This window comes from Rhodococcus sp. ACS1 (genome assembly GCF_002300155.1).
GTDB classification, from domain to species: Bacteria; Actinomycetota; Actinomycetes; order Mycobacteriales; family Mycobacteriaceae; genus Rhodococcus_F; species Rhodococcus_F koreensis.
The window spans coordinates 1184254-1201164 of sequence record NZ_NSDZ01000004.1; the positions used below are offsets into that span (position 1 = coordinate 1184254).

The 16911-nt window shown below is 66.9% G+C and carries 20 protein-coding genes and 1 tRNA gene; 10 read left to right on the forward strand and 11 right to left on the reverse strand.

Going from position 1 to position 16911, the window contains the following annotated elements; translation table 11 throughout:
* Positions 1-41 precede the first annotated feature (41 nt).
* The 9 genes from CJ179_RS17705 to CJ179_RS17745 form a co-directional block, all read right to left on the reverse strand.
* Positions 42-118: transfer RNA gene (locus tag CJ179_RS17705), tRNA-Met, on the reverse strand.
* A 61-nt stretch (positions 119-179) separates the two neighbouring features.
* Positions 180-818 (reverse strand): LON peptidase substrate-binding domain-containing protein, encoded by a 639-nt coding sequence (locus CJ179_RS17710; RefSeq protein WP_072947689.1) that lies wholly within the window; start codon positions 816-818, stop codon positions 180-182.
* Positions 818-1291, reverse strand: a complete 474-nt coding sequence (locus CJ179_RS17715) for a DUF309 domain-containing protein (protein WP_007297214.1) — start codon at positions 1289-1291, stop codon at positions 818-820. The genes CJ179_RS17710 and CJ179_RS17715 overlap by 1 nt, the downstream gene beginning before the upstream one ends.
* A gap of 16 nt (positions 1292-1307) precedes the next feature.
* The gene (locus tag CJ179_RS17720; RefSeq protein WP_095862387.1) at positions 1308-2057 is read right to left on the reverse strand and encodes an ESX secretion-associated protein EspG; all 750 of its coding nucleotides are present in this window, start codon (positions 2055-2057) and stop codon (positions 1308-1310) included.
* On the reverse strand, positions 2054-3406 hold the full coding sequence (locus CJ179_RS17725) for a hypothetical protein (RefSeq protein WP_095862388.1): 1353 nt from the start codon (positions 3404-3406) through the stop codon (positions 2054-2056). Before CJ179_RS17725 ends, CJ179_RS17720 begins: the two co-directional genes overlap by 4 nt.
* A gap of 3 nt (positions 3407-3409) precedes the next feature.
* Positions 3410-3991 carry a DUF3558 domain-containing protein gene (locus CJ179_RS17730; RefSeq protein WP_179377607.1) on the reverse strand — a complete coding sequence of 194 codons (582 nt, stop codon included), beginning with the start codon at positions 3989-3991 and terminating at the stop codon, positions 3410-3412.
* Entirely contained in the window at positions 3988-4323 is a 336-nt protein-coding gene (locus CJ179_RS17735; protein WP_306454245.1) for a hypothetical protein, read from the reverse strand. Before CJ179_RS17735 ends, CJ179_RS17730 begins: the two co-directional genes overlap by 4 nt.
* 97 nt (positions 4324-4420) lie before the next feature.
* Entirely contained in the window at positions 4421-5764 is a 1344-nt protein-coding gene (locus tag CJ179_RS17740) for an HNH endonuclease signature motif containing protein (RefSeq protein ID WP_095862390.1), read from the reverse strand.
* A 91-nt stretch (positions 5765-5855) separates the two neighbouring features.
* Positions 5856-6455 carry a TetR/AcrR family transcriptional regulator gene (locus CJ179_RS17745; RefSeq protein WP_072947705.1) on the reverse strand — a complete coding sequence of 200 codons (600 nt, stop codon included), beginning with the start codon at positions 6453-6455 and terminating at the stop codon, positions 5856-5858.
* Positions 6456-6595: 140 nt separating this feature from the next.
* On the opposite strand from CJ179_RS17745, the gene CJ179_RS17750 reads away from it, so the two are divergent.
* The 6 genes from CJ179_RS17750 (at position 6596) to CJ179_RS17775 (ending at position 12036) form a co-directional block, all read left to right on the forward strand.
* Positions 6596-7741 carry an acyl-CoA dehydrogenase family protein gene (locus CJ179_RS17750; protein ID WP_072947707.1) on the forward strand — a complete coding sequence of 382 codons (1146 nt, stop codon included), beginning with the start codon at positions 6596-6598 and terminating at the stop codon, positions 7739-7741.
* A 41-nt stretch (positions 7742-7782) separates the two neighbouring features.
* Complete coding sequence (locus CJ179_RS17755) at positions 7783-8544, forward strand: SDR family NAD(P)-dependent oxidoreductase (protein WP_095862391.1); 762 nt, start codon at positions 7783-7785, stop codon at positions 8542-8544.
* 44 nt (positions 8545-8588) lie between these two features.
* The gene (locus tag CJ179_RS17760; RefSeq protein ID WP_087559136.1) at positions 8589-9284 is read left to right on the forward strand and encodes a TetR/AcrR family transcriptional regulator; all 696 of its coding nucleotides are present in this window, start codon (positions 8589-8591) and stop codon (positions 9282-9284) included.
* Positions 9285-9407: 123 nt separating this feature from the next.
* Positions 9408-10217 carry an SDR family oxidoreductase gene (locus tag CJ179_RS17765; protein WP_095862392.1) on the forward strand — a complete coding sequence of 270 codons (810 nt, stop codon included), beginning with the start codon at positions 9408-9410 and terminating at the stop codon, positions 10215-10217.
* Positions 10218-10284: 67 nt separating this feature from the next.
* Positions 10285-11043 carry a 3-oxoacyl-ACP reductase FabG gene (gene fabG / locus CJ179_RS17770; protein ID WP_072947717.1) on the forward strand — a complete coding sequence of 253 codons (759 nt, stop codon included), beginning with the start codon at positions 10285-10287 and terminating at the stop codon, positions 11041-11043.
* 3 nt (positions 11044-11046) lie between these two features.
* Positions 11047-12036: an NADPH:quinone oxidoreductase family protein gene (locus CJ179_RS17775; protein WP_095862393.1), complete on the forward strand. Its 990-nt coding sequence runs from the start codon at positions 11047-11049 to the stop codon at positions 12034-12036.
* On the opposite strand, the gene CJ179_RS17780 is transcribed toward CJ179_RS17775, so the two are convergent.
* Entirely contained in the window at positions 12033-12491 is a 459-nt protein-coding gene (locus CJ179_RS17780; RefSeq protein ID WP_072947722.1) for an SRPBCC family protein, read from the reverse strand. The genes CJ179_RS17775 and CJ179_RS17780 overlap by 4 nt on opposite strands.
* 119 nt (positions 12492-12610) lie before the next feature.
* Between CJ179_RS17780 and CJ179_RS17785 the strand changes: the two genes are divergently transcribed.
* From CJ179_RS17785 to CJ179_RS17800, 4 genes are all read left to right on the forward strand, one after another.
* Complete coding sequence (locus tag CJ179_RS17785) at positions 12611-13231, forward strand: TetR/AcrR family transcriptional regulator (protein WP_095862394.1); 621 nt, start codon at positions 12611-12613, stop codon at positions 13229-13231.
* Positions 13232-13330: 99 nt separating this feature from the next.
* Positions 13331-14542, forward strand: a complete 1212-nt coding sequence (locus tag CJ179_RS17790) for an acyl-CoA dehydrogenase family protein (RefSeq protein WP_095862395.1) — start codon at positions 13331-13333, stop codon at positions 14540-14542.
* Entirely contained in the window at positions 14539-15564 is a 1026-nt protein-coding gene (locus CJ179_RS17795; RefSeq protein WP_095862396.1) for a phosphotransferase family protein, read from the forward strand. Before CJ179_RS17790 ends, CJ179_RS17795 begins: the two co-directional genes overlap by 4 nt.
* A complete protein-coding gene (locus CJ179_RS17800; protein ID WP_095862397.1) occupies positions 15561-16298 on the forward strand; it encodes an SDR family oxidoreductase in 738 nt (245 codons plus the stop codon). The genes CJ179_RS17795 and CJ179_RS17800 overlap by 4 nt, the downstream gene beginning before the upstream one ends.
* Here the strand turns inward: CJ179_RS17800 and CJ179_RS17805 are convergent.
* Complete coding sequence (locus CJ179_RS17805; protein WP_095862398.1) at positions 16295-16846, reverse strand: ribulose 1,5-bisphosphate carboxylase large subunit; 552 nt, start codon at positions 16844-16846, stop codon at positions 16295-16297. The two genes, CJ179_RS17800 and CJ179_RS17805, sit on opposite strands and share 4 nt — an antisense overlap.
* Positions 16847-16911 lie beyond the last annotated feature (65 nt).

Sequence of the window (16911 nt, forward strand, 5' to 3'; positions counted from 1 at the left end):
AAACGGCCCCGGAGAATTGAATCTCCGGAGCCGTTTCCACTTGGTAGCGGGGACAGGATTTGAACCTGCGACCTCTGGGTTATGAGCCCAGCGAGCTACCGAGCTGCTCCACCCCGCGTTGCATTGACAACACTACACCCTTCCCGGAGTGCTCTTGACCAACCCCGGGGAGGGCTAGGTCACATCAACCGGAACTGGACCATTTCGATGGCGTTCTCGATCGCCTCGGAAACCTCCCGCAAGCGCTCGTCCGCGCCGGCCGCAGCGAGAATCTGCAGGCGGTCGGCGTCGCCCATCGGAATGTACGTGGCGATCTCGTACAGCCTCGTGCCGAGGGACCCGCGGAACCCGCCGATGACCGGAACGTCGGGCGGGACGTTCCCGGTCTCCGTCGCGAGACGTCGGAGGAGGCCGTACAGGAATTCGAGTCTCTCGATCAGCGACGGGAATTCGTAATCCGCCGTCTGGGTGCCGGAGTTCTCGTCCGGCCACACATCCACCTCGGCGATCGGATACGGGTTGTCCGGCAACCACTTCGACACCTTGATGCGTTCCTCGGTGCGGCAGAACAACTCGTACCGGCCGTCGCCGATCGACGCGTGGGATTCGATCCGCGCGATCGTGCCCACGTCGTGGCGCACGTCGCCGCCACCCACCTCGTTGCCGCGAGCAATGAGCACGACCCCGAATCGCGGACCGTCCGGTGCGTCCAGGCAGTCGCGGACCAGTTCCTGATAGCGGGGTTCGAAGACGTGGAGGGGGAGCTGCTGACCGGGCAGCATCGTCGAGCCCAGCGGGAACATGGGGAGCAGAGTCATCAGGGGATTCTCAATCGGGGTACGGGCGTCGCCGGCAACGGGTCGACGCGATCGATCTCGTCCGTCAGGTGTTCCGACCACGTCAGGAGGCCGGCGATGTCGAGGCCGTGTGGCGCCTCCACCTCGTAATGCCGGATCCGGTCGTGGCCCTGGCGCAGCAGCGACCGCGCACCGGTCTTGTTGCCCCGCATCAGGTGGGTGAGACCCACAGCGAGCTGCGCGAGCCCCTGCCACAGTTCCCGCTCGTCCTCGGGGGCGATCTTCCACGTGCCTTCGAGGATTTCGTGGGCGTGGAACGGCATGCCGTGGTCGAGTAGCCGCTGAGCCTCGGTGATCGCCTCGTCGGGCGGTAACCGCAGGTCGTCGGGGATGCGCGGCACACCCTCGGCGTCGTGAGGCAGGGGCCGGCCGAGCTCGTCGCGGGGGCGTGCGTTGAGCGGCTTCCCCGTCCCGTCCCTGTCCCGATCGGTCATGGGACAAGGGTAACGCTCAGCCGCGGGTCGGCGAAGGGTTGGCAAGGGCCGCAGACACGCGTTTCGACAACTCGTCGCGAACCACCCGGACCGTCGCCGACCGCAGGTGAACACGGTCGTCCTGGTGATAGAGGTACCGGCCGTCCTGTTCCACGTCGATCCAGGTCAGTTCACCCATAACGGGCTCGTCGAGTCCGCTGCGCGCACCACGGATGCAGATGTAACCGATCCCGGTCCGCGGTCGGCCGACGATCCGTCGCAGCAGAGTGCCGTCGGAGGCCCGGGCGTTCTGCAGGACGGACGTCGTGGCGCTTCGGCTCTGGATGTCGTCGGGGTGCGCGGTCAGCGACGGGGTTCGTCCGGGAGCGCAGTCGGGCAAGTCGTCCAGGAGTCGGGCGACGAACCCGTCGACGCTCTCCACGCCCGCGTCGATCCGGATGTCGCCGCGTCCCGGTTCGTCGCGGAGCTGTTCGGCGACGACGGCGACCCGGCCACGGATGCTGCCCCTCCGCCGGATCCCGGAGTCGAGTTCGGGGGAGGGGGCGAGCACCGTGACGGACACTTGCGGGTTCCGGAGCACCTGGATCGCCGCGACCAGTTTCGGTTCGTCGAGCGCGGACCGCCACTGCTCCAGTTCGCGTTGCTGGCTCGCGTACTGGTCTTCCGTTGCCGCGGCGGACCGGTACTTCAGCGGGTACGGCATCCGGTCGAGATCGGTTGCCTCCCAAAGGCACATGAATTGAGCTGACGTCAGCCGCCAGTTCATGCGCCGATCACCGACGGTGCGACGGGGTCGAGTTTACCGATCAGGTCGTTGCCGTTGTCGACGGTGATGAGGTAGCTCGGCGTCTGATGCTCCGTGTCGCCCTCGCCGTTTCCGCCTGCCCGGCCGGGCGCACCCATCATGCCGGGTGCCATACCCATCCCGGGGCGACTCATGCTCGGTTTCACCGGCGTCGCCGCCGCGGCAGCGGCCGCCGCCCCTGCACCCGCCGCCGCACCACCCGACGGGATCGGGCCACCCGGAACCACACCACCCGAGTTGGACTCGGACTCGCGTTTGTCGTTCTTCCGGCGCGTGCTCGACGCCGAACCCCCGACACCCGATCCGCCGGCGCCGGATGCACCGGACCCCGAACCACCGGCGATCCCGCCATAGCCCGTGCCGCCCGTGCCGTTGCCCGACTGCGAACCTGCACCAGCAGCGTTCTGCGCATTCGCAGCCGCAGTCTGTGCGGCCGGACCGGATCCGGCACCGGCACCGGCGCCCTGATTGGCGGCAGCCTCGGCATTCGCTGCAGACGTGGTCGCGGCATCATCCTCCGCGGAACCCTCGGCCCCAGGGGTCTCACCATTCACAGACGCATCGCCATCGCTCGGCGCGGAGAAGGTACTGCTGTCGGATGTGTTCCACGGATTTGAACCCTGTGGCACCGTTCCGTACGAACTCGGCATGCCGCCGGAGCCGGAACCGTCGCCAGATGGCGTGTAGGGCTCCGGTAACTGCGGGACATTCGTGCCGACGTCCCGGTAGTTCGGCACGTAGATCGCCTCCAACCTCCGAACCGCCTCGAGACGTGCGGCTTCCCTCTCAGTCTCGGACCTTTCGGCCGCAAGCGGGCTCAGCGGGAGTTGAGACAGGACACCTTCGGCACTGGCCGGCTGAGGAACCGAGGCCTTGACGTCCTCGGCAGTGCTTCGGAGAATATCTAGTTTGACGGCAATCGTGGCTAGCCCGGCGACAAGCTGACCGCTCGTTTGTGCGAGTTTTTGTGTCGCGGCCGTGGCAGCGTCGGCCGCAGCCCCTTGCCAGCTTTCGGTGATCGTGTTGCTCAGAACGGCGAACCCAAATGCAAGAGGCAGAGCGTTAGAGATGTCATGGCACGCTTGCGCAATTCCGTCGATATCGGCCGGTTCGATGAGTTGAACCTGTGCGTAAATCTCGTCGTGGCTGAATCCGTGGAAGCTTTCCATGGTCTCGATATATGGATTGTCCGTTTGTGCGCCGCTGGAGAGCTTGTTCGCCGAGTCCTGAAGGCTTGCACGCCGATTCTGCCCCGCACCTACGGAAATCAACGACCCGAGGATTGTCGAGGTAGCGTCCTGTGGTGGCACGGCTCAGCTCTCCTTCGGGATGTAGCGCTCGAAAATCCGGGCTGTGTCCTCAAGGCCTGCGCACCACTCAGGTTCGGGTGCGGGGCCGGCGTAATCAACGACGAGTCTGCGAGTGAAACCAAGAAACCCGTCTGACGTTTCGATACTCAGATCGCAGGCGTTTCGTACGGCGGGATTGAACTTCAGGAGAGCTCGGCGACCGTTGATTTCAATCGGTGTAGCAAACGCACTCGATTTTTCTTGCTCTTCCGCGAAGGAGACATTCCCTGAGAGTACGTTCATGCCGTATCGCCGCTCCGGCGTATCGTAGCTACAGCCGAGGAAGGTGTAACTCCCGCCTTTGAAGTCGGCGTTTTCTTCACTCGCGGGGTCGTACCCAGCCTCGATCAACGCGGAATCGGGGATGTCGAGACAGGGGTCGAACGTGACCCGAGGTCGGTCTGAATTGTCGACGTAGCGGGGCATGCGCATCGTCGTGGTGAGCGAAGCGTCTGTATCTGACTGGGGACTTACTGCAGGGGTACCGCATCCTGAAACTGCGACCGCAACTCCGGCGACGCCGACGGCGGTAATCCAGCCTCTCATACCTCGAAACCCCCCTGGATCGTTCCAAGTGCCATCCGGATCGCGCTATCCGCGTCTCCAAATGCCTCGCCGCCGGCAGCGAAGGTGTCGCGCATCAGTATGATCGCGTCACGAAACTGGTCCAGGCGCGCGAGCACAGATGCCTCATCCCCGGTGAATTTTCGCTGATATCCAGCCTGCAATTCTTGGGCAGAGGTGAATCCTCCGAAGCCGCTGACAAGTCGAAGTCGGTCCGCCTTTGTTGCGGCGTCGTCTAGTTGCTCCAGCATCGTGTTGCACACACCGACACACTTCTCGATGGCGTCATCTTCCAGACGCAGTGTTTTGCTCATTCCCATCCCCCCAGTGCTCGACAGGACCCCCTCGGCCGCGTGCGGAGATGCTACCGCACGGGTGTGTCACTCGGTCTAGTGCGCAGCGCTGCAATGTTCAGGCTGCGTTGAGGAATTCGATGAGGATGCGTTCGACGGGTGAGTCGGTCTGAAGCTCGTGGAATGGCAATGGTTTCGGTAGTGGTGGTGCTGTCGATCGGTACCGGTGTCCGGTGGGGGTGTAGACCTCGATGTGGTGCAGTCCTCCGGGCCGCTGATGAGGGGTGGCGTTCCATCCTGCGCCTTGTTTGGCGTAGTTGCAGGCTGCGCACAGACCGGCGCCGTTGTGCGCGGTCGTCGGGCCCTCGCTTTCGCGGGGTCGGATGTGGTCGTGGTGCCGGATCGGGGCATCGCACCAGGGTGTCCGGCAGGTTCGATCGCGTAGATCGATGAGCCTCGCCAACCCGGCGGGGAAGCAGCGGGCCTGGGATTCGGTCGCGGTCAGCGCTCCCGACTGTGGGTTGGCGTACAGACGGCGCAGGTTCACCCGCGTCGCATCTCCGGTGTCTGGATTGATCGCTGCCTGGACTGCCTCGGAAATCCAGTGCCCCGCCAGTTCGGCGGGGACAGGCCCGTATCCCTGCACGTGGGCGGGTTCGGATCCGTTGTCGAGGAGGGCGCGATCGGAGATCACCAAGTTCACGGTGATCGGCGGTGTCGTCGCCGTGTGGTGTGTGCCGGTGACTCTGGACACGAGGAGGTCGGCCATGATCTGCGACCGCGTGCGTTCGTCGCCCGCGGCGAGGATCGAGTCGGCGTCACGTGCGAGGGTGGCGTGCACCGCGACCCCCTGCGCGACGGGTAGCAGGGCGCTGACATAGGCCATGGTGTCCGGTGCGGGACGGGAGGTGACCCGCCGATCCGACACGGCCTTGCGGGCCCGCCGCACCACGGCCTCGGCGTCGAATTCTGCGGCGGCCGCGCGAATTTTCGCGCACACCGCCTGGTCGCCGAGCCCGTCCAACGTTGCCGGGTCGCCGCACAGCAGGTAGTCGATCGCTGTGCGATCTTCTCGGGTCAGGCATGCCGTTTCGCGGACGAGGATTGTCGCTCGCCACTCGCTGAGCAGCCCTCGTTCGAGCAGCGCCAACGTGCAGGGCATCTCGTGGACGAGAGCGGTCGCCATGCCGAGATGGCGACCACCGCGAAATGGTGAGTCCCGTCGTGCCAGCGCAACCTGGTTTGCGATACCGCGCCCGAGCTGCGGCAGCGGCACATTGCGGTCCGCTCGTTCGGCTCGGATGGAGGCGTCGAGGTCTGCGGTCACCCGGGCTTGCGCGCCGGCGCATGCGGCCTTCACCTCTTCCAGTGCCCGGAGTACATCGATGCGCGTCGCATCGTCGATATCCCGATCGAGTTTCGGCACCTCGGCCAGAAACGCGATTACCGCCCCTGTATCCACCCCGACCCCCCACGACTGCCGAATCCCCCGAATCGAACGTATGTTCTATCTTAACCCGACCACGGGACCCCGGCAATACCCAACGCAATACCTACGCTGCCCCGACCAGTCGCATGGCGAGGCCGGCGTAGAGGTCCGCGACGGCCTCCGGCTCGGTGTAGGCGCCTGCGGGAAACCAGCGGCAGATGTCGACGCACAGTGACATGAGGGCGAGGGTGACGCCTTCGCCGTCGGGGACGGTGAATTCGCCGGATGCTGCTCCGGCGTCGACGACGGAGCGGACGATGTGGGTGATGTCGCGGCGCAGTTTGACCACGTCGCGGTAGTGCTCCGGCGTGAGGGCGTTGAGTTCGTACTGGACGACGCGGGCCTGTGCGTGGTGGGTGGCCTGCCAGCTCGCGAACGCGCCGATCAGCGCTTGCAGTCTCGTCGAGGGTGCCTCGTCTGGGAGGTCTGCACTCACGACGACGTCGAGCGCGGCGGTGTGGCCTTCATAACTGATCGCGAAGAGCAGTTCTTCCTTGGAGCGGTAGTGCGGGTACATCGCGGCCGGGCTCATGTCGAGGCGGGCGGCGATCTCGCGAGTGGTGGTGCCTCCGTATCCGCTGGTAGCGAACGCGTCGACGGCTGCAGCTCGGATGCGGGCGGCAGCCTTGGACGGGCTGATCACCTGGCTGGGTGATTCGCTCATATCTTTCTCCATCCTCGGCTGCGCGGCTGTTGACAATACCGCGTCACCCCATCAGTATAAGCAAGCGCTTAGAAAATAAGCAGACGCTTACATGCTCGAAGCGTGAACCAGTCAAAGCTCGGCATCCAGAAGGAGCGGTCATGCGACGCACCCTGTACGGCCCCGATCACGAGGCATTCCGCGAATCGGTCCGGGAGTTCGTGAACCGCAACCTGCTGCCAGTGGCAGACAAGCTCATCGCGCAGCGCTTCATCGACCGCGAGATCTGGCTCGAGGCGGGCCGCAACGGCTTCCTCGGCCTCGAGGTCCCGGAGGCGTACGGCGGAAGCGAGGCCGGCGACTACCGGTTCAACGCAGTCCTCGGGGAGGAACTCGCACGCGCAAGCGCCGCAGTGTCGTCGAGCTTCGGCATTCACGCCGATGTCGTCGCGCCGTACCTCGTGCAGCTCACGACCGAGGAGCAGAAGCAGCGCTGGCTGCCCAAGTTCTGCACCGGAGAACTGCTCACCGCGATCGGCATGACCGAGCCCTCCGGCGGCTCCGACCTCGCCTCGCTCAAGACCACCGCGGTCAAGGACGGCGACGACTGGATCATCAACGGTTCCAAGACGTTCATCACCAACGGCTACAACGCCGACCTGGTGATCGTCGCCGCGCGCACCAGCCCCGAGAAGAAGTCCAAGGGCATCACGCTGTTCGCCGTCGAGACGGGCATGGAGGGCTTCGAGCGCGGACGCAAGCTCGACAAGGTCGGCCAGCACGAGTCCGACACCGCCGAACTGTTCTTCGAGAACGTGCGCGTGCCGTCGACGAACATCATCGGTGAGATCGACCGCGGTTTCATCCACATGATGGAGATGCTGCCGCAGGAGCGTGTCGGCGCCGCCGTCTCGAACATCGCGCACGCCGCGCCGATTCTCGAGGAGACGATCCAGTACGCCAAGGACCGCAAGGCATTCGGGCAGCCCATCGGGTCGCTGCAGTGGAACAAGTTCCTTCTCGCCGACCTCGTCACCCGTGTCGAGGTCACCCAGGCGTACGTCGACAACTGCGTCGCCGCACATGCCGACGGCGAGCTGACGGCAGTGGACGCCGCGAAGGCCAAGTGGTGGACTGCTCAGGTGCAGAACGAGGTCCTCGATCACTGCGTGCAACTGCACGGTGGCTACGGGTTCATGACCGAATACCGTGCCGCGCGTGCGTGGATGGATGCCCGTGTCACCAAGATCTGGGCCGGCTCCAACGAGATCATGAAGGAACTGATCGGCCGCGACCTCGGCCTCTGAGTCCACACCCCCACAGCCCGACGACTAAGGAGTCGCTTCGTATGTCCGTTCTCGACAAGTTCAGCTTGACCGATCGGGTGGTCGTCGTGACCGGTGCGTCGTCGGGCCTCGGGGTGGCGTTCGCGCAGGCGGCGGCGGAGGCGGGCGCTGATGTGGTGCTGGCTGCGCGCCGTACCGACCGTCTGGAGAAGACCGCGGAACTGGTGCGGGCCGCGGGACGTCAGGCGTTGTGCGTCGCGACGGACATCGTCGACCCGGCGCAGGCGCAGAACATGATCGACGAGGCGATGGAGAAGTTCGGCCGCGTGGACGTTCTCGTCAACAACGCGGGCGTCGGTACTGCCGTTCCCGCGACGAGGGAGACGCCGGAGCAGTTCCGGCAGGTCGTCGACATCAACCTGAACGGCTCTTACTGGGCGGCGCAGGCGGCGGGCAGGGTCATGAAGCCGGGCAGCGCGATCGTGAACATCGCGAGCGTGCTGGGCCTCACGACCGCGGGACTTCCGCAGGCCGCGTATGCCGCGAGCAAGGCCGGGGTCATCGGTCTGACCCGCGATCTGGCGCAGCAGTGGGGTGCCCGCAAGGGCATCCGGGTGAATGCGATCGCTCCCGGATTCTTCGAGACGGAGATGACGGACCAGTACCAGGACGGGTACCTCGAATCGATGAAATCGCGTCTGGTTCTCGGTCGCCTCGGTGACCCGGAGGAGCTGGCTGCGACCGTGGTCTGGCTCGCGTCGGACGCCGCGGCGTACGTCACCGGTCAGACGATCGCGGTGGACGGCGGCATCACCATCACCTGAGCGCCGGGTTGGGCGGGGCTGCGGTGCTGGCGTATAAGTAGGAAATGACCACGCGCACCGTCCATGAAGAGTGGGACGACCAGCCCGCCCCGTCGATGGCGGCCACCGATCTGCTGCGGGAGCCTCCGGCGACCCCTCGGGGTGCACGTACGCGCGCGGCGCTGGTGGCGGCTGCGCGGACGGTGTTCGAGCGGTCCGGGTACCTCGACGCCAGGCTCACCGACATCACGAAGGAAGCGAACTGCTCGACGGGGTCGTTCTACACCTACTTCGACAACAAGGAGCAGATCTTCGCCGCCGTGCTGGAGGTGGCGCAGGAAGACATGATGCACCCGGGCATGAAGCGGGTGCAGGACACCGACGACCCCTACGCGGTGCTGGAGGCGAGCAACCGCGCCTACCTGGAGGCCTACCGGCGCAACGCCAAGCTGATGGGGCTGCTCGAGCAGGTGGCGCACATCGACCCGGCGTTCGCGGACCTGCGGCGTCAGCGGGCCGACGCGTTCATCGCGCGCAACGCGCGGGGGATCGCCGAGCTGCAGGCGCGGGGCATCGCCGACAAGGAACTGGACCCGATGCTGGCGTCGCGGGCGTTGTCGGGGATGGTCAGCAGGCTGGCGTACAACGTGTTCGTGGCCAGCGTGAACGGGACCGACGGCACTCCTGTCGACTTCGACGACGTCGTGTTCACGACGACGCGGATCTGGGCGAACGGGCTGAGGTTCCCCGAGCGGAGCTGAGCTCTCGCCGGCGGCGTGAGCGTGTGGGACACTTCGGTCCACAAAACTGAATCCGACACCGGGTTCAGGTGATTTCTGTGGAAGACTGGGGCCACGTCCGTGTCCCCTCGAGGGAGGAATCTCGTGCAGGTTGCGCAGAAGGTCGCCGTCGTCACCGGTGGCGGAGGTGGAATCGGCAGTGCACTCGCGGAGCGGCTCGCCGCCGAGGGTGCCAAGGTCGTCGTCACCGACCTCGACGGCACCGGGCTGGAAACGATCGTCCGGAGAATCGACGCCGAGCATCCCGGCGCTGCGCTGGCAGTGCAGGCCGACGCGTCCGACGACGCTCAGATCGCGTCGGTCATCGACGCCGCGGAGCAGGCCTTCGGGCCCGTCGACCTCTACTTCGCCAACGCGGGTGTCGCGGCAGGCGACCAACTCGAACCCGACGACGCCGTGTGGGACCTCGCCCTCGATGTGAACGTCCGAGCGCACATCCGGGCGGCCCGCCGCCTCGTTCCCGGCTGGATCGAGCGCGGGGAGGGGTACTTCGTCAGCACGGCGTCGGCCGCCGGGCTGCTCACTCAGATCGGTTCCGCCCCGTATTCGGTGACCAAGCACGCCGCCGTCGGATTCGCCGAATGGCTGTCGGTCACGTACGGCGACAAAGGCGTCCGCGTCAGCTGCCTGTGCCCGATGGGCGTCAACACCAAACTGCTCACCGACGACGCCGCCCTGTCGGCCACCGCCGCACGCGCCGTCACCACCGCGGGTTCGGTGCTCGAACCGGCCGAGGTGGCCGAATGCGTGCTCGCCGCAATGGAAGCCGAACAATTCCTGATCCTTCCGCACCCCGAGGTGCTGGAGATGTACCGGCACAAGGGCGCCGACTACGACCGATGGATCCGGGGCATGCGCCGCTACCAGGCGACGCTCCTGGCCCAGCCGTCCTGACCTGACCGAGAAGCGAACTGCGCAAATACCGTACGAAGACCGAGAACAACCAGCATGGAGGAAACAAGTGAGCCAGGAACGTAGAACCGCCATCGTCACCGGGTCCGCCAGGGGCATCGGCGCCGCCGTCGCGAAGCGGCTGGCGAGCGACGGGTACGCCGTCGCCGTGCTCGACCTCGACGAGGCAGCATGTGCCGGCACCGTCGACGCGATCAAGGCCGCGGGCGGCGAAGCCCTGGCCGTGGGCGCGAACGTCGCCGACGAGGCGTCCGTCGCCGCCGCAGTCGAACGGGTGGCGACCGAACTCGGCGCCCCGACGATCCTGATCAACAACGCCGGAATCACCCGCGACAACCTGCTGTTCAAGATGACCGTCGACGACTGGGATGCCGTGATGAACGTGCACCTGCGTGGCGCGTTCCTGATGTCGCGGGCCGTGCAGAAGCACATGGTGGACGCCAAGTTCGGCCGGATCGTGAACCTGTCGAGCACGTCCGCGCTCGGCAACCGCGGGCAGGTCAACTACTCCGCCGCGAAGGCGGGTATGCAGGGCTTCACCAAGACCCTGGCGTTCGAACTCGGCAAGTTCGGTGTCACCGCAAACGCGATCGCCCCCGGGTTCATCGAGACGGAGATGACGGCCGCGACCGCCGAGCGGGTGGGTGTCGGCTTCGAGGACTTCAAGAAGGCGGCGGCGTCGCAGATCCCCGTCAACCGTGTCGGGCAACCGGAGGACATCGCGCACACCGCGTCGTTCTTCGTCAGCGAGGGCGCCGGATTCGTGTCGGGTCAGGTCGTCTACGTCGCCGGTGGACCGAAGGACTGATCGATGAAGGCGTGGCGTGTACACGAACTGGGTCAGCCGCGGGACGTCCTGACGTTCGAGGACATCCCCGACCTCGAGCCGAAGCCCGGAGAGTTGCTGGTCAAGGTGCTCTCCGCGGCCGCCAACTTCCCGGATGTGCTGTTGTGCCGCGGTGAGTACCAGATCAAGCCGCCGCTTCCGTTCACGCCCGGTGTGGAGCTGTGCGGCGAGGTGGTGGAGCTGGGGGAGGGCGTCACCGGGTTCGCCGTCGGCGAGCGGGTGATCGGCATGCCGAGCCTGCCGAACGGCGGATTTGCGGAGCTGGCCGTCATGTCGGCGGCCACCGCGTTCCCCGCCCCGGAGGCCCTCGACGACGCCGAAGCGTCGGCCCTGTCGATCGGGTACCAGACGGGATGGTTTGCGCTGCACCGCAGAACGCAGATCCAGCCCGGCGAAACCCTGCTCGTGCAGGCCGCGGCAGGTGGAGTGGGCAGCGCGGCCGTGCAACTGGGCAAGGCGGCAGGCGCCAAGGTGATCGGCGTCGTCGGCGGGCCCGAGAAGGCGGCCTACACGCGGGAACTCGGTGCCGACCTCGTCATCGACCGGCACAGCGAGGACTTCGTCCAGGCCGTGAAGGACTTCACGGACGGCCGCGGTGCGGACGTCGTGTTCGATCCGGTGGGCGGCGACTCCTACACGAAGTCGACCAAATGCATCGCGTTCGAGGGGCGCATCATCGTGATCGGGTTCGCGAGTGGCACCATCCCGTCACCCGGGCTGAACCACGCGCTGATCAAGAACTACTCGATCATCGGGCTGCACTGGGGTCTGTACAACGCCTACGACCCCGCCGCCATCCGGGAGTGTCACGACGAGCTGACGAGGATGACGGCGGCCGGCGAGATCAAACCGATGATCAGCGAGCGACTCGGGCTCACCGACGTCGCGGACGGCATCGGACGCCTCGGCGAGGGGACGACGGTCGGACGGCTGGCGTTCCTGCCCGGACGCTAGCGGGCGCGCTTCGCGTACAGCTCCTCGAGGTTGTGCCGCAGGGTGGCCTCGGTGTTCTTCACGGCCGTTTCGACGAACGGTTCGACGATGAGACCGAGGGCCCTGCCGGTGAGACCGCCGGGGAGTTTGTACGCGAAGTCCACGCTGATCTCGGTCTTGTCCTCACCGTGCGCGGTGAACTCCCAGGTGGAGGAGTTGGCGGCGCCGTCGAGCGACGCCAGGGTGATGACCCGGTCCTGCACCCACTCGGTGACCTCGAGGCGGGAGCGCAGGGTGCTCGGGCCGATGTGTATCGCGGCGTCGAATGTCGACTCCAGCCCCTGGTCGAATTCGCCGATCGGACGGAATTCCGAGACTCCGAACATCCAGTCGGGGACCGTCCGGTAGTCGTCGATGTACGCGAATGCCACGTGGAGGGGCACGGCTGCGATCGCGGAGTGACGGACGTGGATCATCGGGTGGTCCCTGGCTCTCTGTCGGAGAAGGCTGTCGATCTGGGCGACCTCGTTCGACTCTAGTCAACTCCCGCGACCACGGCAGGGGAGCGGCGGGTTCCTGTTCTACCGTAGGACCCATGACGGTAGAGGGCACCCAGCGCGGCAGTTCGTGGCGTGAGTACACCGACCAGGGGTTGTCGAAGGTTCTGGCCGCGGCGCTGGCGGCGTTCGTCGAGAAGGGCTACGACGGCGCGTCGATCCGTGAGATCGCATCGCGGGCCGGCCTCTCGGTCCCCGGTCTCTATCACCATTACCCCTCCAAGCAGGCGTTGCTGGTGGGGCTGACGAATGTCGTGATGCGGGATCTCCTCGATCGCAGTCGCGCGGCGGTGTCCGAGGCGGGCCCGACGCCGGGGGAGCGGTTCGACGCGGTCATCGAGTCGTTGCTGCGGTTCCACATGTTCCGCCGGGAACAGGCCTTCGTCGCGTCCCGTGAGACGCGGAGCATGGAACCGGAGAGCAGGCGGGCGTACATCGCGCTGCGCGACGAGCAGCAGGAGATGCTCGACGACATCGTCCGCGACGGGGTGGCGACCGGGCATTTCCGGACACCGTTCCCGCAGGACGCGAGCCGCGCCGTGGTCACCATGTGCGTCGCGGTGTCCACCTGGTACCGCGAGGACGGGCCGTTGTCGCCCGACGAACTGGTCGAGCGGTACCTGGCGATCGCGAGGAGTGCCGTCGGCGCATCCGACTGAGGCTTGACCCCGTTCCGAACCTGTGGAATTCTCGGGAACGACTTCGACCGAGCGAGTGATCGGTCGGTACCGGAGTCACCGTACTGACTGGAGGTAGTTGTGGCGATCGATCTGTCCTATGCACCCGAGGTGACTGCACTCGTCGAGAAGACCGAGGCGTTCATCCGCGAAGTCGTGCTGCCCATCGAGGACGAGCACGGCGGCGACATCACCGCCGCCGGTGGCGACACGCTGCGCGTGCAGATGCAGAAGGCGGCCAAGGACGCCGGAGTCTTCGCCCCGCATGCACCCGTCGAGTACGGCGGACACGGCCTGAACATGACCGACCGCGCGCCCGTCTTCGAGGCCGCCGGCTACTCGCTGTTCGGCCCGACGGCACTGAACATCGGCGCACCCGACGAGGGCAACGTCCACATGCTCGCGCACATCGCGAGCCCCGAGCAGAAGGAGCGGTTCCTCGCCCCGCTCGCGCACGGCGACGTGCGGTCGGCGTTCGCCATGACCGAGCCGTCGCCCGGAGCCGGCTCCGACCCGTCCGCGCTGACCACGCGCGCCGAGAAGGTGCCGGGCGGGTGGAAGGTCAACGGCCACAAGTACTTCATCACCGGAGCCGACGGCGCTGGATTCTTCATCATCTTCGCCCGCACGTCCGGCGTGCCCGGCGACCGCGGCGGCGCCACGATGTTCCTCACGCCGGCCGACGCCGAGGGGCTGACGGTGGGGCGTCACATCGACACCCTCGACCGGGCGATGATCGGCGGGCACTGCGAGGTGTTCTTCGAGGATTTGTTCGTCCCCGACAGCGGGGTTCTCGGCGAGGTGGACCAGGGATTCGCGTACGCGCAGGTCCGGCTCGGGCCCGCCCGGATGACGCACGTCATGCGCTGGCTGGGCGCCGCGCGCCGCGGCCACGACGTCGCCGTGGCGCACGTCGCGCAGCGTGACGGTTTCGGCGGCAAGCTGGGCGATCTCGGCATGGTCCAGAAGATGATCGCGGACAACGAGATCGACATCGCCGCCACCCGGGCGCTGCTGACGCGGGCCTGCTGGGAACTCGATCAGGGCGGCCACGCGAGCAACTCGACCTCGATCGCGAAGACCTACGCCGCGGAGGCGATCTTCCGGATCGTCGACAACTCCGTGCAGATGTGCGGCGGCCTCGGGGTGTCCGGCGACCTGCCACTCGCACGGCTGTCCCGTGAGGTGCGGCCGTTCCGCGTGTACGACGGCCCGTCCGAGGTGCATCGCTGGGCCATTGCCAAGCGCGTGGTGGGTGCCGCGAAGAAGGCCGCGCGGGAGGCAGGCGCATGAGTGAACATCGCGGCCTCGATCTCGTTGCTCTGCAGAAGTTCCTGTCCGACTCGAATGTCCCTCTGAATGGCGAGTTGCGGGCCGACCTGATCTCGGGCGGCAAGTCCAACCTCACGTACGCCATTCTCGACGACTCCTCGCGGTGGGTGCTGCGAAGGCCGCCCACCGCGGGGCTCACACCCTCCGCGCACGACGTGGCCCGCGAGTTCCGCATCACCTCGGCGCTGCAGGGCACCGACGTGCCGGTCGCCGCGACCGTCGCGCTGTGTGAGGACGACAGCGTGATGGGCGCGCCGTTCACCGTGGTGGAACACGTGACGGGCCAGGTGATCCGGACCAAATCGGACCTCGATGCTCTGTCCGACGCGGACATCGATTCGTGCACCGACGAACTTGTCCGCGTGCTCGGCGCGTTGCACAACGTCGACTACGACGCCGTCGGCCTGGGTCAGCTCGGCCGCGCGGACGGCTACGTGGCGCGGCAGGTGAAGCTGTGGGCGAGTCAGTGGGGGCGGGTGAAGACGACGGATTCCGCCGACGTCGACCGCCTGCATGCCGCACTGGCCGAGTCGATTCCGCAGCAGTCGGAGTCGTCGATCGTGCACGGCGACTACCGCATCGACAACACGATCCTGGCGCCCGGTGACGTGAGCACCGTGGCGGCGGTCGTGGACTGGGAACTCTCGACCCTCGGTGACCCGCTCACCGACGTCGCTCTGATGTGCGTCTACCGGCATCCGGCTCTCGACCTGGTGCTCGGCGAACCGGCGGCGTGGACGAGCCCGCGACTGCCGTCGGCCGACGATCTGGCGCAGCGCTACACCGTGGCCTCGGGGCGTGAACTGGTGCACTGGAACTTTTACCTGGCGCTCGCGAACTTCAAGCTCGCCGTCATCGCCGAGGGCATCAACCACCGCTACCGGGCCGGCGCCACCGTCGGTGACGGTTTCGACAAGGCAGGCGACGCGGTGCCCGAATTCATCGCGGCGGGCCTGCGCGCCCTGAAAGGACAGACGGTATGAGCCGCAGCGCACTGATCACCGGTGCCTCGCGTGGCATCGGACTCGGCATCGCCACCCGCCTCGCGGAGCAGGGGTACGGGCTGACGATCACGGCTCGCGATCGTGAGCGGCTCGAAGCGGTGGCCGCCGACCTGCGGACCGCCGGCGCGAAGGACGTCGTCGTGGTCGCCGGGGATCTCGCCGACGAGGAATCGGCGGGACGGGTCGTTGAGGCGCACGCAGACGCCTTCGGCTCGCTGAACGCACTGGTACTCAATGCGGGGGTGGGTACCGCCGGCGCCATCGGCGAATTCCCGATGGGGCGATTCGACAAGAGCCTGGGCGTCAACCTGCGGGCGCCGTTCAGCCTGCTGCAGCAGTCGCTGCCGCTGCTCCGGACCGGTGCGGCGGAGAACCCGGGACGCGGATCCAAGGTCGTCGCCCTGGCATCGATCACCGGCGTGTACGCCGAGGCGGGGCTCGCCGTCTACGGGGCCACCAAGGCCGCGCTGATCTCGCTCACCGAGACACTGAACGTGGAGGAGTCGGGCAACGGCGTCTCGGCGACCGCCCTCGCCCCGGCGTACGTCGACACCGACATGTCCGCGTGGATCCACGACACGATTCCGCCGGAGACGATGATCGAGGTGAACGACATCGTCGAACTCGTCGACGCCCTGCTGCGGCTGTCCTCGCGCGCGGTGGTCCCGAAGATCGTCGTCGGACGGGCCGGAACGGACGGCTACCGCGCCTAGTCCTCGTCCTCCTGCGCCTCGCCGCGCTTGCGGAAGAACTTGAACCCGGGGACGCCCTGGATCGCCTGACGCACCCCCTGGACCTCCTCGAGGAGCTGGTGGATCTCCGGCGACACGGTGTCGAGGGTCGCCAGGATCGGAAGTAGCCCCTCCATGCGCATCGTCAGTTCGGGCAGGTGGTTCACCAACCCGATCGCGGCGTGAATCTCCTCCTCGGTGAGGTCGTCGACGAACCGCTGCGCGAGTGGGGCGGCCTTCGTCGCGAGCGGCTCGTACAGGCCGATCAGCGTCTGCGCCGACGCGGACGTGTTCCCCGCCGTGGCGACGACGGTGGCCGCCGCTTCCGCAACCCCGTTCGCCCGCGCCACCGCGATCTCGGCGCCGTCGCTGATCGCCTCGATGCGGGCGATCAGTGCCTCGACCTGGTCCAGGAGGACACCGATCCGGCCGGGAAGGGAGACGACGAGTTCAGCGGTGTCCACCGACCACCGGGCGACACCGGTGACGGTACGCACCAGGTCGCGGGTGCCGAGTTGTACGAGAGCCATCGGCCCATCCTGCCTGATGCATTCCGCACCTCACGTTTCGGTCGTGGCAGACGTCTACCTTCCAG

What these genes read in the sequence shown, in the direction of transcription:
- CJ179_RS17710 (WP_072947689.1), bottom strand. Translation starts at nt 818, where the DNA reads ATGACTCTGCTCCCCATGTTCCCGCTGGGCTCGACGATGCTGCCCGGT.
- CJ179_RS17715 (WP_007297214.1), bottom strand. Translation starts at nt 1,291, where the DNA reads ATGACCGATCGGGACAGGGACGGGACGGGGAAGCCGCTCAACGCACGC.
- CJ179_RS17720 (WP_095862387.1), bottom strand. Translation starts at nt 2,057, where the DNA reads ATGAACTGGCGGCTGACGTCAGCTCAATTCATGTGCCTTTGGGAGGCA.
- CJ179_RS17730 (WP_179377607.1), bottom strand. Translation starts at nt 3,991, where the DNA reads ATGAGAGGCTGGATTACCGCCGTCGGCGTCGCCGGAGTTGCGGTCGCA.
- CJ179_RS17735 (WP_306454245.1), bottom strand. Translation starts at nt 4,323, where the DNA reads ATGAGCAAAACACTGCGTCTGGAAGATGACGCCATCGAGAAGTGTGTC.
- CJ179_RS17745 (WP_072947705.1), bottom strand. Translation starts at nt 6,455, where the DNA reads ATGAGCGAATCACCCAGCCAGGTGATCAGCCCGTCCAAGGCTGCCGCC.
- CJ179_RS17750 (WP_072947707.1), top strand. Translation starts at nt 6,596, where the DNA reads ATGCGACGCACCCTGTACGGCCCCGATCACGAGGCATTCCGCGAATCG.
- CJ179_RS17755 (WP_095862391.1), top strand. Translation starts at nt 7,783, where the DNA reads ATGTCCGTTCTCGACAAGTTCAGCTTGACCGATCGGGTGGTCGTCGTG.
- CJ179_RS17760 (WP_087559136.1), top strand. Translation starts at nt 8,589, where the DNA reads ATGACCACGCGCACCGTCCATGAAGAGTGGGACGACCAGCCCGCCCCG.
- CJ179_RS17775 (WP_095862393.1), top strand. Translation starts at nt 11,047, where the DNA reads ATGAAGGCGTGGCGTGTACACGAACTGGGTCAGCCGCGGGACGTCCTG.
- CJ179_RS17780 (WP_072947722.1), bottom strand. Translation starts at nt 12,491, where the DNA reads ATGATCCACGTCCGTCACTCCGCGATCGCAGCCGTGCCCCTCCACGTG.
- CJ179_RS17785 (WP_095862394.1), top strand. Translation starts at nt 12,611, where the DNA reads ATGACGGTAGAGGGCACCCAGCGCGGCAGTTCGTGGCGTGAGTACACC.
- CJ179_RS17795 (WP_095862396.1), top strand. Translation starts at nt 14,539, where the DNA reads ATGAGTGAACATCGCGGCCTCGATCTCGTTGCTCTGCAGAAGTTCCTG.
- CJ179_RS17800 (WP_095862397.1), top strand. Translation starts at nt 15,561, where the DNA reads ATGAGCCGCAGCGCACTGATCACCGGTGCCTCGCGTGGCATCGGACTC.
- CJ179_RS17805 (WP_095862398.1), bottom strand. Translation starts at nt 16,846, where the DNA reads ATGGCTCTCGTACAACTCGGCACCCGCGACCTGGTGCGTACCGTCACC.